Source organism: Neorhizobium sp. LMR1-1-1.1 (genome assembly GCF_040675795.1).
Taxonomy (GTDB): Bacteria; Pseudomonadota; Alphaproteobacteria; order Rhizobiales; family Rhizobiaceae; genus Neorhizobium; species Neorhizobium cellulosilyticum.
Genome location: NZ_JBEGHE010000025.1, coordinates 180,171 through 193,558, shown reverse-complemented (window position 1 = coordinate 193,558; position 13,388 = coordinate 180,171). Strand labels below are relative to the sequence as shown.

Here is a 13,388-nt window from a genome sequence, read left to right as displayed (position 1 = left end):
TCCGGCGGCAAGGATTTATGCATAAAGGAACGCGATAGAGATTAGAACCTGCTGGAGACCTGGATACCTGCGGGGCCGAGGATAACGGCCACGAGAACAGGGAGGAAGAACAGGATCATCGGAACGGTCAGTTTGGGCGGAAGGGCTGCAGCTTTCTTTTCCGCCTCGTTCATGCGTTCGTCGCGGCTCTCCTGAGCCAGAACGCGCAGCGCCTGCGATACCGGCGTGCCATAACGGTCGGCCTGGATCAAAGCCTGCACGACCGATCGGACTATATCGAGCTGCGTGCGGTTCCCGAGATTTTCGAGCGCAGTCCTGCGGTCCTGGAGGAAAGAGAGTTCCGCCGTCGTCAGTGCTAGCTCTTCAGCCAGTTCGGGCGAAGACGTGCCGATTTCTTCCGCCGCGCGACGCATGGCGGCTTCGATCGAGTTGCCGGATTCGACGCAGATGAGCATCAGGTCAAGCGCGTCGGGCCAGGCACGCTTGATCGATTTCTGCCGCTTTCCGACCTTGTTGGAAACGAAGATGTTCGGTGCGTAGAACCCGACATAGGCGAAGCCGACAACCGCGAGAATCCGGATCCCTATCGGTTTGGAGGCCAGGTTACCAAGTGCGAACACCCAGACTGCAGCGAGGATCAGGAACAGGAAAGGCAGAAGAAAACGCGCCACGAGGAACATGTTCAGAGCGTTCTGTGATCTCAATCCCGCTGCGCGCAGCTTGTTGAGCGTGCCTTCGTCAACCAGTGCTTCGCGCAGGTTGAAGCGTTCGACGATCTGGCGGACCGACTGATTGTTCTGGGTTCGCAGACTTGCCTTGCCATCGGCATTCATACGCGCCCGCTCGCGCGCGCGCATCTGCTCCCGTTCAGTGGAAACTGCCTTCATGCGCTTATCCAGATCGCCGCGTTCCATGAACGGTGCAGCCAGAGAATAGAGCGTTGCGAAAACGGCAAGCGCCACCAGAACTGCGAAGATCAGGGTTGGCTCGGTGATAGCTGCTGCAAGATCCTTCACCGTCCGCTCCTCAGATTTCGAAGTTGATCATGTTGCGCATCACAAGGATGCCGATCGACATCCACACTCCCGATACAAGCATGATGATATGCCCGCGCGGATCGGTGAAGAGGATCATCATGTATTGCGGCGAGGTGAGATAGACGAGCGTCGCGACGATGAACGGCAATGCGCCGATGATGACGGCAGAGGCCTTGGCCTCCATCGAAAGTGCGCTGACCTTGGCCTTCATCTTCCTGCGCTCACGCAGCACCTTGCCGAGATTGCCGAGCGCCTCGGAGAGGTTGCCCCCCGCCTGACTCTGGATCGCGATAACGATGGAGAAGAAACTGACCTCGGATAATGGCATGGTCTGCAGCATGCGCGCACAGGCCTCAGGAATGCTCAGGCCGATTTTCTGCGATTCCACGACCCGCTGGAACTCGCGTTTCACAGGCTCCCTGCCATCGGCCGCAATCAGCCGGATCGCATCGTTGAGCGGCAGGCCGGATTTGATCGAGCGAACCATTACGTCAAGAGCGTTGGGGAATTCCTCGAGAAACTTGTTGCGTCGCCGCTTGATAAGGAAACCGATGACCCAGCGTGGAAAACCGAAGGCAAAAACGAAACCTGCACCAAGCGAAGCAAGCAAGGGCATGCCGACGATCAGCGCAACGAGGGAAGCAAGGAAACCGAGACCAACGGACATTGCGTAGAAACGGCCCATCGTCACCGGCAAGCCAGTTTGAGAAAGCCGGGATTTCAGGCTATTGTCGCCGATATACTTGTTTTTCTCTTCCTGCTTCTTTTCCAGATCCTTCAGGGAATCCTGCAGGGATTTGCGCCGCTTGGACAGTTCCTGAACGCGATCACGCGCGGCCTTGGCCTTGCCCAGATCGCTTTCGGCGGCCTTCACTCGCGTCAATCGGGCACCGGCCTTCTTTTCGGTCTCCAGGCGTGAGAACAATAGCGCATAGGCCACCAAGGCCGCCGATACGGCAGCCAGAAGAACGATCAACAGCATGGTCAAATCAAGCCCGAACATGCGAACTGCCTCTCAACCGTCTCAATCCTTGGAGGTTTCCATGGCGTCGAGTGCTGCCGTAAGGCGGCGCTCTTCACCGAAATAGCGAACACGGTCCCAAAAATGCGGCTTGACGATGCCGGTGGAAACATGGCGGCCAATAATCCGCCCGTTCGCGTCCTCGCCATCCATCTCGTAACGCATCAGATCCTGGGTGATGATAACGTCGCCTTCCATGCCGATCACTTCGGTGACCTGGGTGATCCGGCGCGAGCCGTCACGAAGACGTGCCGCCTGAATGATGATGTCGACCGATCCGCTGATGATCTCGCGTACAGTTTTGGCCGGCAGCGTATAACCGCCCATGGCGATCATCGATTCCATACGGCTCAGGCATTCGCGCGGCGTATTGGAGTGGATCGTCCCCATGGAACCGTCATGACCGGTGTTCATCGCCTGCAAGAGGTCGAAGACTTCCGGTCCGCGCACTTCGCCGACGATGATACGTTCGGGGCGCATACGCAGGCAGTTCTTGACCAGATCGCGCATGGTGATCTCGCCTTCGCCTTCGATATTTGGCGGGCGGGTTTCAAGGCGCACAACATGCGGCTGCTGCAGTTGCAGTTCGGCAGTATCCTCGCAGGTGATAACGCGTTCATCCAGATCGATATAACGCGTCAGGCAGTTCAGAAGGGTGGTTTTGCCCGAACCGGTACCACCGGAAATGACGACGTTGCAGCGGACACGACCGATGATCTGGAGCAGAACAGCGCCCTCAGGCGTGATCGCTCCGAATTTGACCAGCTGGTCGAGTGTCAGCTTGTCCTTCTTGAACTTACGGATGGTGAGAGCCGGACCATCAAGCGAAAGCGGTGGAGCGATCACGTTGACACGCGAACCATCAGGCAGACGCGCGTCGCAGATCGGCGAACTTTCATCAACGCGTCGGCCCACCTGGCTGACGATACGCTGGCAGATGGACAGAAGCTGAGCGTTGTCGCGGAAACGGATTTCCGATTCGATCGTCTTGCCGGCAACTTCGATGAAGGTCTGCCCGGCCCCGTTGACCATGATGTCGGCGATGTCATCGCGGGCGAGCAGCGGCTCCAGCGGGCCGTAGCCCAAAACGTCGTTGCAGATATCGTCAAGCAGCTCTTCCTGCTCGGAGATCGACATCGCAAAATTCTTGATCGTGATGATATCGTTGACGATATCGCGGATTTCCTCGCGCGCGCTCTCGTTGTCGAGCTTTGCGAGCTGCGACAGGTCGATCGTGTCGATAAGCGCCGAAAAAACCTGGCTTTTGGTATCGTAATACTGGTCGTTGCGGGCCGGCCGCTTGCGTGCGGGCGCGGCCGGAGCGAGCGGGGGCGGCGCCACGGGCTGCCGCATCGTCGCGTTTTCGGCCGAAGCAGGCGGCCTGATCGGGGCTTCCGAGGCCGTCGATGCGGCTGGCGCGGGCGTAAATTGAGGTGCAGGCGGCGATACGACAGCGCCTCCCTTTCCAAACCCGTCGTTTCCGCGTTTTCCAAACATGCTTCTTAAAACCTAACTCTTTCGTGATGCGGCTTACTTTCGTCCCAGCATGCCAAGAAACTTGCCGAGACCAGCCTTCTTTGCCTTCTTGACCGCGATGCGCCCCGTGACGACATGGGCGATCTGCGAGAAGGTTTCGGCCACCGGAGACTTGGCGTCGATTTCCGAGATCATACGGCCGCTATTGGCAGCATTGCCGAAAAGGGCTGAATCAAACGGCAGAATGGCGATCGGCTCCATTTCCAGCGCCTCGGTGAAATCGGACGGGCTGATCTCGGGACGCTTCGGCATTCCCACCTGGTTGAGAACCAGATGCGGTGCGCGGTCATTTGGCCTCAACTGCTTCAGCGCATCCAGAATGTTCTTCGTGTTGCGAAGATTGGCGAGATCCGGCGCGGCGCAGATGACAACTTCGTCCGCATCGGCAAGAACCGACGTCGTCCACTCGTTCCATGCATGGGGTACATCAAGAACAGCGATCGGCGCGCTGCGCTGCAGGATTTCGATGACGGGCTGGAAAGCGCGGCCTTCGAAGTCGTAAGCCCGATCGAGAAGCGACGGCGCAGCAAGAAGCGACAGATGATCCGAACATTTCGTCAGAAGGCGGTCCAGAAACACCTCATCCAGACGCTCCGGCGCAAAAACCGCCTCGGAAATTCCCTGCATCGGATCCTGGTCAAAATCGATGTTGGCCGTCCCAAAGGGCAGGTCGAGATCGGCTAGAATGGTTTCGGTCGAGAACAGGCTCGATATTCCGAAGGCGCAGTTGTGGGCGATCGTCGAGGCGCCGACCCCACCCTTTGCGCCAATAAATGCGATCGATTTGCCCAGGGGCTCTGCATCCGGATCAACGAAGATGGCGGAGATCGCTGCCATCATGTCGACCATCGGAACGGGAGCCACCAGATATTCGGAAATGCCGTTGCGGACCAGTTCGCGATAAAGCGCGATATCGTTGTAACGGCCAATGACGATGACGCGGGTCGAAGGATCGCAGACTTCTGCCAGAGGAGCAAGTTCGGCAAGAAGATTGCGCGGCTCTGCCGCCGTCTCCAGCACGATCAGGTTCGGGGTCGGCGAAGACGTGTACATATTGGCGGCCGCCGTTGTGCCGCCGCTCGTCACACGCAGGTTGACCTTTGCCATGCGCCGGTCACGCGACATCTTGTCGATCATATGCTGGACGCCTTCGCTTTCGCAGAAGGCATGAATGGAGATCCGCGGCAACGGCCGCACGGATTCGAGATCAAGCGCCGAGGAATGTTCCTCGGCATCATGAGCCTGCGACGGCTGTCCATTTACGTCGTATTGAACGGTGCTTATCATCGGATCAGGCCCAACCGTTACGCTTCATCATTCGTCCATATCCTTGAGCTCGGTGAACGATTCGCGATAGCGCTCCATCACCTGACCGCGCTGCGTTCCGTCCGGCGGCGTCATGCGGCGCGGGCCGAGAAGGTCGTTCGGATTGGCGATCTGGGCCGCAAGGTTATTCTGGTTGGCGCAACCGAAATTATAGTAGTTCTTGTTGCTCTGAATATTCAGCGTCATGTCGGCCGGCCAGGTACCGCACTGCTCCGTCTTGGCGGCAATCGCCACATAGGTCAGGCGCATGGGAGCGGATTCTCCGAATTCCGAGGGGAAATGCGCCTGCAGAATATTCTGGGCCGGAACGCCCATCTTTACCATCAGCTTGCGGGTGGAGGAGGCGGCAGACGCGACCGCACCTTCATTGGCCGATCCGCGCGGCGTGATGATCTGGATAATGCCGGACGAGGACCGGCGGTATTCCGCGATGAAACCGGCGATGACTTCCGACTGGCCTTTCGTGAGACCGGTATCACCAGCGGCGACCGGGATATCAATCTTTCTTTCCGCTTCGCCGACCACGATCGGGTGGCGCGTGCGGTAATCGTCCGGCAGGGAACCGGTGGTCATGCTGTCCTTGCCCGCGCAGGAAGACAGCAGCGCTGCGGCGCCGAGGACGAGCGCTGCCGAAAGGCGGCCCGTCGAATATCGCGTTGTCTTTCTCGGATCCATAAATGGATGCCTTTCTTGCGAGCGGCTGCCGCCGAAGTTTGGGAGCTGAGCTTGCTTCGTCATTTGTAGATGAACCCGACATTGCCCTGATAAGGCGCAGGCGGCGGGGACGCCTCCTTACGGCCATAGATCTTGTTGACCCGTCCCAAGAAGACGCTTTCGGCATCACTGGCGGGCTGGAAATTGTCATCCGGGCGAGAGAGTTCGTTGCGATTGACCGGACGGACCAGATAAGGCGTCGCGATGATGACCAGTTCGGTCTCGTTGCGCTCATAGGTCTTTGCCCGGAAAAGCGCGCCGACAAGCGGAACCTTCGAGGCGACCGGGGTACCCTTCATGCTCTGAGAGATATCATCGCGGATCAGACCAGCCAGGGCGAGCGAGCCGCCGGACGGAAGTTCAACCGTCGTTTCCGCATCGCGCTTGCGATATTCGGCTGCCGACGTCGTGAGCACAGGCTCCGAAACCCGTGTCTGGATACGCAGGCTGATACGGCCGGACGACAGAACCGTCGGGGTAAATGCAAGCGAGATGCCGTACTGATAAGGGGTTACAGTGGTCACGCCATCGACGCCGGTGGTGGAGTACAGACGTTCTCCACCCGAATTGAATGTTGCGGCCTGCCCCGAGATCGCCGTCAGTGTCGGTTCTGCAAGCGTGCGGATCGCATCGGCCTGCTCCAGGGCGCTCAACGCCGTTTCAATGCCAAGCTTGCCGATCTGCCCGGCAATCGTGCCATTCAGGCCTTGCGTGCCTGCTTCGACGGTCAGAACATCAAGGGCGTTGCGGGAAGGCGTGGTACGCGTGAAAGTGTTGTCGAAACCAAGCTGCTTCAAAACCTCGCGACGGATTTCCGCCACGGTGATTTTCAGCGTGACCTGGTCCTCACCTTCAATTGAAAGGAGGTTCACGACCGTGGAGGTTTGTCGGCCTTCGGCATAGATTGCAGAGTCGCCGCCGTTGTTGCCACTTGTCGCCGTGATTTCGCGCGTAGTCGCCTCACCGCCCTTCAGAAAGGCATTGGCGAGTTGCGCGGCCTTGGCAGAATCCTGCGGCGTGCGCACCGAGCCGGAAAGCACGATGTTGTCGGATACGATTTCGACCTTGATGTTCGAATCCGGCAAGAAACGGCGGAGGTTTGCCTCGAGGCCGGAAATATCGCGCTCAATCTCCACGTCGAGCGTGACGATTTCCTCGCCGCCCGGACCGAAGACGAAGATATTCGTCTGACCGACGGTCTTGCCAAAAAGATAGATCCGCCGCGAGGTGCGGGTGACGGCATCGGCCATTGAGGGATCGGCAACCAGAATGTCGTGGGCATCGGACGGAAGGTCGATCACCAGTGCCTTGTTCAGGCCAATCGTCACCCGCCGCTTGATCCCAACACCGCCCTGCGCAATGCGGATCACTCCGCTATCGGCTGCAGAAGCGCTTGGAACAGTCAGGAAGGATGGTGCAAAGCTGCCCGGAATGCCGGAAAAGGCCAGGCAGAAAGCCAGGCCGGTCGAAACGGTTGCGCGGGTCTTGCGTTTCAAAATCATAACCAATCGCTCCGTTCAATTCGCCTGCGTCGAGCCGGTGATGATCGACCCCGATTTGATGACCTGGATATCCGCCTTGCCACCGCCATGCAGAAGGTAGTCCGCGGCCTGCGTGTCCGCCTCCTGTGCGTCAGCCACCGACCTCAAGGCGAGCGTCAGTCGCTCAGCCATCTGCTGCGCAACGGCAATGACCTTTGCCTGATCGGGTGTAAGTTCGAGGGTCGCAGTGGTGCCGACAACGGATTTGCTGCCGTCGGGCGCTTCCTGGATGTTCTGGTCGATGGCCAGGACGCGAACGTTGTTCAGGACATTCTCGGTGACATAACCGCCACCGGTATCCTTGTTTTGACGGACCATGATGACATCGACGCGGTCGTTCGGCAGAACGAAACCACCAGCGCCCGTTGCAACCGATATTTCCGTTGCGACCGCGCGCTTGCCGGAGGGCAAAAGCGAAGACATGATGCGGCTGGAAGAGTCTGCAACCTTCTCGGCTCTCAAAGGCTCGCCCTTGAAGATTGGAAGGCGGACGACTGAGCCTTCAAGCTCCTTGATGGCATCGGGGCGCGCGTCGCTGGTGATGAAGCCCTCCGCAACACCGCTGCGCGGCCAGTTCAACCATTCGACAGACTTCTCGTTCAGACGACTGCCTACCGGCAAGTTATCGGCTGAAACCAGAACATTGATCGTCGGCTCCTTCACCACCGTTTCCACCAGCTGGGGCGCCTGTGTGCCAGACATGTTCATTGCCAGCAGACCGGCCAGGCCTGCAGCCACGACGGCCACCGTCAAAATGATGATGCGAGCGGGCTTCATTGCCATGTCCCAGAAGAATCCTTGATCTTCGCGACAGGATGGGCGGCAATGGTGTAATTATGGTTAATGAGAAGCTTAGAATGCTGGTTAACGCAATGTTGCGATAGATCTCAGCGAGGTCAGAAGGCCTTGAGCGCCAATATTGCAATTGGCGATGTTCCAAATGCCATCAGGCCCCCCATTGCAATGGCAATGCCATAAGGGATCTTGTTGGTACCAACGATCGATACGGGCAGCGGGATGCCGATCGACATTACAAGATCGGCCTTGACCCGTAGAAACAGGAAAAGCAGGGTCACAGCGCCGCCAGAATAGGCCACCAGAACGAGAAAGGCGATAAGCGACTGGTCAAAGCCGAACCAGAGGCTGGCCGCGGTCAAAAGCTTGGCATCGCCGCCACCCATGATATTGGCGGCGAACAAAGCAAAGCAAACTGCAAAAACAATGAGAGCGACCACGAGGCTAAGGCCAAGATCGACCAGCGTCACGCCCACGAGCGGCGCAAGAACGAGAAAAGCAGCAACCAAAGCCAACGACAGCCGGTTGGATATTTTCATCGTCAGAAAATCGCTCATCGCCGCAGCAGCCAAGGCTGCAGGAAAGGCAGCTAGTACAAGAACGGCGACGATGTCATTCAGCATAGAGTTTTTCCCGAGATCGCTGGAAACGGCTTAAAGCCGCCCTACACGGGACGGCTTTAACCAATGTCTTCGGTGCCAAACGACGGCGGCAAGGAATATTAGCCGTTCGGCTTCGAAACCTTGTTGGAGATGTTGATGAAGGCAGCGTTGAGCGTATTGCCCAGCGTGGAAGCACCGGCGATGATAGCAACGGAAATGAGAGCAGCAATCAGGCCATATTCGATGGCAGTTGCGCCGGACTCATCTTTACGAAAACGAGCGAAAATCTTGGTCATTGGACTCTCCTACTCCACACAATTGTTGTTCAGCACTTACCGACAACTGTTTTCCCGTTGCTCGGTTGACGTGGAAACTACAGCCGGACGATTGCCAACCGCTTAAAGAGGAACGTTACCCAATCGTTAATCGAGGCAGTTCGGAGCACTTTGGTAAATAGAACCTGACAGAAATTCAGAGCATTTTTGAGTAACAAGAAGACTCTCGCCCAACAATTGAAGTACATATAATTCAGCTAGTTAATTGATCCGGTCTGGCCAAGCACAGCAATTTTGCCCGCCTATGGCGATGATCAGGGAGCAACGGAGCCGGCCTTACGCCCCAGCTTAAGGCTTCATTCACCAATCAAGGTCATCTTCTATTCACATCGAAATCCGCCCGGGGACCTTAAATATGGCGCTGCGTCTTGTACTGGCCGCCTTCACGCTTGCTTCAACCCTTTTAAGCGCAGACATATCCACTGCCGACGACAGACATGATGTGTTGCGCGTATTCATGAATCAGGCGCGCGTGCTCAAGCTTGACCGGCCGGTCGCTAAGGTCATCGTTGGTAATTCGGAAGTTGCAGATGCGACCGTGGCGGATGCAACAACGATTGTTCTTACTGGGCGCAGCTTTGGCACAACCAATCTCGTGCTGCTTGACCAGGATGGCAATGCGATTGCCGACGAGCGGGTTCTCGTTTCCATCGACGAAGGTAATACGGTACGGGTATTCAAGCAGACCGAACGGACCGTGCTTTCCTGTACGCCGAACTGCGAGCAGCATGCCGAGTTCGACACAACCGCGAAGACACCCTGACCATCTCGAATGCACCAATTTGCATCAGTTGCGAAACGGATTTTCAATAATCGTTGATTATGGTCCGTACTCACTTTCGCCGCTCAAGCGGTCAGGAAGAGACGCATCAGGATCGCTCGCCAATGACCGGCTCGACTTCGCCGAAAGCACCACAATCCGGCTTGAAGAGGCTCTTTCGCTCGAAAGACGGTGCCGCGGCGATTGAGTTCGCACTGCTTGCTATTCCCTATTTTCTCATTGTCTTTGCCATCGTCGAGACATTCGTGGCCTACACGGCCGAGCAACTGGTCGCCAATGCCGTCGACACGATGGGCCGCAAGCTGCGGACCGGCAATATCACAGTCACGAGCAGTACCGCTTCCACCTACATGAACGAGACCCAATTCCGCCGCGCCTTTTGCGGTGAAATCTCGATCCTGATCCAGTGCAGCGAGGCCGAGGTCTCCAAAGCCAACAAGCTGTTTATCGACGCAAAGCCCTATACGAATTTCTCCGACATGCCGACGACGATCCCGATGGCAAACGGAGATCTCAATACGGCAGGCCTTGGCTTTGCTCCGGGCGGATCTGGCACCAAGAACATGCTGCGTGCCTACTACAAGTGGGACGTCACGACCGATCTGCTTCGCCCGTATATTTCCAACATCCGCCCGACCAGCGGCTCCAATTACGTCCTGATCGTGGAAACCTCTGCTTTCAGGAATGAGGATTATCCGTGATGCGGGCGAAATTGCAAAACATTCTCTCGCGACTACCGCTGACCGAACAGATGCGGCGCTTCGCGGCAGATGTGCGGGGGATAGGCGGAGTGGAATTCGCTCTGATCGCGCCACTTCTGCTTTTCCTTTACATCACCTCTTTCGAATTGACGATTGGTCTCAGCGTATCGAAGCGGGTAACCCGCACGGCCAGCACGGTCGCAGATCTCGTAACGCAACAGGCAAAGGTTACAACAAGCGACCTGCAGCAGATGACGAGCGTCGCAAACGCCATTTTCACGCCTTACCAGCCTCAAAATCTGAAAATGAAGATTACCGGCGTCACAATAGATGGTTCGAGCAATCCGACTGTGGCCTGGTCCTGGGCGCAAGACGGCAGCCGGCCCTATTCCAATGGCTCCGCGGTCAACGTGCCAACCGACATGCGTTCGGCCAGCACGTTTCTGGTTCGGGCCGAGGTTTCGGTCACGCACCAACTGTTGATGTTTATGCCCGGGCTGATGCCGAGCAGCCTGCAAACCATCACGCTGAACCGCGAGTTTTATTATCGCCAGCGTGTAGGAACCAGCATCACCTGTGACGGGTGCTGAGACTTCGAGGCCGATAAGCTCTTCGACGCTTCCCAACCGACCAGCCGAGGTCTTTGCCAACCGCATCCACGAACTATATGTTACGCGATTCAGTTCGACCACGAGGTCGGACAAGACGGCATTCAGATCACTGGTGACAGATGGCGCGAGCCTTTCTCTTCGTACTTGATTCCTTCGGCGTCGGCGGCGCGCGAGACGCAGCCGATTACGGCGACCTGGGATCCAACACGCTCGGCCATATCGCAGAATTCTGCGCCGCCGGAGCGGCCGACCGGGCGGGCCTGCGGGAGGGACCGCTCAAGCTTCCCAACATGACCTCGCTCGGGCTGATGGACATCGCCAAGATGGCAAGCGGCAATTATCCAGTCGGCATGCCGCTTCCAGAGCGGCTGTTCGGGCTTTATGGCGCGGCGAGCGAGTTGTCGAACGGCAAGGATACGCCGTCCGGGCATTGGGAGATCGCCGGTACCCCCGTCATGTTCAACTGGGGTTATTTCCCGACCGAAGGCGATGCTTTTTCGCCGGAACTGGTGGAGGCGATCTGCCGCGATGGCGAAATCCCCGGCATTCTCGGTAACTGCCATGCTTCGGGAACGGAAATCATCGAAAGGCTTGGCGAGGAGCATATCAGAACCGGAAAACCGATCTGCTATACATCGAGTGACAGCGTTTTCCAGATCGCCGCACATGAGACGCATTTCGGCCTGGAGCGGCTGATCAAGCTTTGCCAGGTGGTACGTGGCCTGCTTGACCCGCTCAATATCGGCCGCGTGATTGCGCGCCCCTTCACCGGCGAAACGGCAGAGACTTTCGAGAGGACCGGCAACCGGCGCGATTTCTCCGTGCTTCCGCCGGAGCCGACATTGCTCGACCGGCTGGTGGAAGCTGGCCGCAGTGTTCACGCTGTCGGCAAGGTGGGCGATATCTTCGCGCATCAGGGCGTTTCCCGCGTGATCAAGGCGAATGGCAATGCGGCGCTGACTTCAGCGACGCTTGCCGCGATGGACGAGGCGGCGGACGGCGATCTGGTCTTCACCAATTTCGTCGATTTCGACATGATCTACGGTCATCGGCGTGACGTGCCGGGTTATGCCGCAGCGCTTGAAGCCTTTGACCTGACCCTGCCGGATTTTCACCGCAGGCTGAAGCCGGGCGATCTGGTGATACTGACCGCCGACCATGGCTGCGATCCGACCTGGCGCGGCACGGACCATACCCGCGAGCGCGTGCCGATCATGGCCTTTGGTCCTGGTATCCGCACCCGCTCGATCGGGGTCCGGTCCTCCTATGCCGATATCGGCGAAACGATCGCCGCACATCTCGGCATTCCCGCCGGTCGGCATGGATGGAGTTTCCTGTGACGCAACATCTTCTGAAGGCCGAGATCCACTGCCATATCGAGGGTGCCGCACCGCCGAGCGTGACGGAAGCGCAGGCACGCAAATATGGCGTCGATGCTAGTGCATTCCTGCTAGACGGCGCCTATCAATGGCGTGACTTTTCCGAATTCCTGGTCGCCTATGACGCGGTGGCTGCCCTTTTCCGCACGGAAGAAGACTATGCGCTTCTGACCGAAGCCTATCTTTCCGAACTCGCCGCAATCAACACGATCTATAGCGAGATCATCGTGTCGCCGGATCATGGCGACCGGATCGGGCTTGGCGCGGATGCCTACCTCGCCGGTATCTGCGACGGAATTCTTGCTGCGAAGGAAAAGACCGGCATCGAGGCGCGGATCATCGTCACCGGCGAGCGGCATTTTGGACCCGAGCGGGTCATTTCGGCAGCCGAATATGCTGCGCGGGCGAAAAATCCTCTGGTTACCGGTTTTAACATGGCGGGCGAGGAACGCATGGGACGCGTGGCTGACTACGCCCGCGCCTTCGACATCGCCCGCGATGCGGGGCTAGGCCTCACCATCCATGCAGGCGAAGTGTGCGGGCCATTCAGCGTGACGGATGCGCTGGATTTGGTGAAGCCGGCGCGTATCGGCCATGGTGTCAGGGCGATCGAGGACGAGGCGCTGGTGGCGCGGCTGGCGGAACTCGGCACCGTGCTCGAAGTCTGCCCCGGTTCGAATATCGCGCTTGGCGTCTTTGCCGATTTCGACAGCCATCCCCTGAAACGGCTCAAGGCAGCCGGAGTGAAGGTCTGCATCAATTCCGACGATCCGCCTTTCTTCGGCACGTCGCTTGCCCGCGAATACGAGATTGCCGCGCAGGCGATGGGCATGAGCGATGCGGAGATCAACCAGATGACCCGCATGGCGCTTGAGGCGGCATTCGTGGATGACGGTACGAAAGCGGGATTGCTGCAGCGTTTCGACGCGCAAAGTTGAGGTTCAGGCTGGGGATCATGCCTGGAGCAGGATCTCGCCCCTTGCAGAACAGGACGTTTTTCGAAAAAGAA

Annotated in this window: 14 protein-coding genes; 5 read left to right on the top strand and 9 right to left on the bottom strand. The window is 58.0% G+C overall.

Annotation, left to right across the window (positions count from 1 at the left end):
- Window positions 1-41 precede the first annotated feature (41 nt).
- The 9 genes from MRBLMR1_RS14085 to MRBLMR1_RS14045 form a co-directional block, all read right to left on the bottom strand.
- Complete coding sequence (locus MRBLMR1_RS14085; RefSeq protein WP_148146108.1) at window positions 42-1,016, bottom strand: type II secretion system F family protein; 975 nt, start codon at window positions 1,014-1,016, stop codon at window positions 42-44.
- A gap of 10 nt (window positions 1,017-1,026) precedes the next feature.
- Entirely contained in the window at window positions 1,027-2,040 is a 1,014-nt protein-coding gene (locus MRBLMR1_RS14080) for a type II secretion system F family protein (RefSeq protein WP_148146109.1), read from the bottom strand.
- 21 nt (window positions 2,041-2,061) lie between these two features.
- Entirely contained in the window at window positions 2,062-3,555 is a 1,494-nt protein-coding gene (locus MRBLMR1_RS14075; RefSeq protein ID WP_148146110.1) for a TadA family conjugal transfer-associated ATPase, read from the bottom strand.
- A gap of 33 nt (window positions 3,556-3,588) precedes the next feature.
- Window positions 3,589-4,881, bottom strand: a complete 1,293-nt coding sequence (locus MRBLMR1_RS14070) for a CtpF protein (protein ID WP_210297744.1) — start codon at window positions 4,879-4,881, stop codon at window positions 3,589-3,591.
- Window positions 4,882-4,908: 27 nt separating this feature from the next.
- On the bottom strand, window positions 4,909-5,595 hold the full coding sequence (locus tag MRBLMR1_RS14065; protein ID WP_148146111.1) for a CpaD family pilus assembly protein: 687 nt from the start codon (window positions 5,593-5,595) through the stop codon (window positions 4,909-4,911).
- Window positions 5,596-5,654: 59 nt separating this feature from the next.
- The gene (locus MRBLMR1_RS14060) at window positions 5,655-7,136 is read right to left on the bottom strand and encodes a type II and III secretion system protein family protein (RefSeq protein WP_148146112.1); all 1,482 of its coding nucleotides are present in this window, start codon (window positions 7,134-7,136) and stop codon (window positions 5,655-5,657) included.
- A gap of 15 nt (window positions 7,137-7,151) precedes the next feature.
- Complete coding sequence (cpaB, locus tag MRBLMR1_RS14055) at window positions 7,152-7,952, bottom strand: Flp pilus assembly protein CpaB (protein WP_148146292.1); 801 nt, start codon at window positions 7,950-7,952, stop codon at window positions 7,152-7,154.
- 119 nt (window positions 7,953-8,071) lie between these two features.
- Window positions 8,072-8,593, bottom strand: a complete 522-nt coding sequence (locus MRBLMR1_RS14050) for a prepilin peptidase (RefSeq protein WP_148146113.1) — start codon at window positions 8,591-8,593, stop codon at window positions 8,072-8,074.
- A gap of 98 nt (window positions 8,594-8,691) precedes the next feature.
- A complete protein-coding gene (locus tag MRBLMR1_RS14045) occupies window positions 8,692-8,868 on the bottom strand; it encodes a Flp family type IVb pilin (RefSeq protein ID WP_148146114.1) in 177 nt (58 codons plus the stop codon).
- Between the two features lie 394 nt (window positions 8,869-9,262).
- Here MRBLMR1_RS14045 and MRBLMR1_RS14040 point away from each other — a divergent pair, with 394 nt between their 5' ends.
- The 5 genes from MRBLMR1_RS14040 to MRBLMR1_RS14020 all read left to right on the top strand — a co-directional run bounded on the left by MRBLMR1_RS14040 (window position 9,263) and on the right by MRBLMR1_RS14020 (window position 13,317).
- On the top strand, window positions 9,263-9,670 hold the full coding sequence (locus MRBLMR1_RS14040; protein WP_500065090.1) for a pilus assembly protein N-terminal domain-containing protein: 408 nt from the start codon (window positions 9,263-9,265) through the stop codon (window positions 9,668-9,670).
- 122 nt (window positions 9,671-9,792) lie between these two features.
- Window positions 9,793-10,389 carry a TadE/TadG family type IV pilus assembly protein gene (locus tag MRBLMR1_RS14035; protein WP_183684918.1) on the top strand — a complete coding sequence of 199 codons (597 nt, stop codon included), beginning with the start codon at window positions 9,793-9,795 and terminating at the stop codon, window positions 10,387-10,389.
- Window positions 10,389-10,979, top strand: a complete 591-nt coding sequence (locus MRBLMR1_RS14030; protein ID WP_148146117.1) for a TadE/TadG family type IV pilus assembly protein — start codon at window positions 10,389-10,391, stop codon at window positions 10,977-10,979. Before MRBLMR1_RS14035 ends, MRBLMR1_RS14030 begins: the two co-directional genes overlap by 1 nt.
- A 140-nt stretch (window positions 10,980-11,119) precedes the next feature.
- A complete protein-coding gene (locus MRBLMR1_RS14025) occupies window positions 11,120-12,340 on the top strand; it encodes a phosphopentomutase (RefSeq protein ID WP_148146118.1) in 1,221 nt (406 codons plus the stop codon).
- On the top strand, window positions 12,337-13,317 hold the full coding sequence (locus tag MRBLMR1_RS14020; protein ID WP_148146119.1) for an adenosine deaminase: 981 nt from the start codon (window positions 12,337-12,339) through the stop codon (window positions 13,315-13,317). The genes MRBLMR1_RS14025 and MRBLMR1_RS14020 overlap by 4 nt, the downstream gene beginning before the upstream one ends.
- Window positions 13,318-13,388 lie beyond the last annotated feature (71 nt).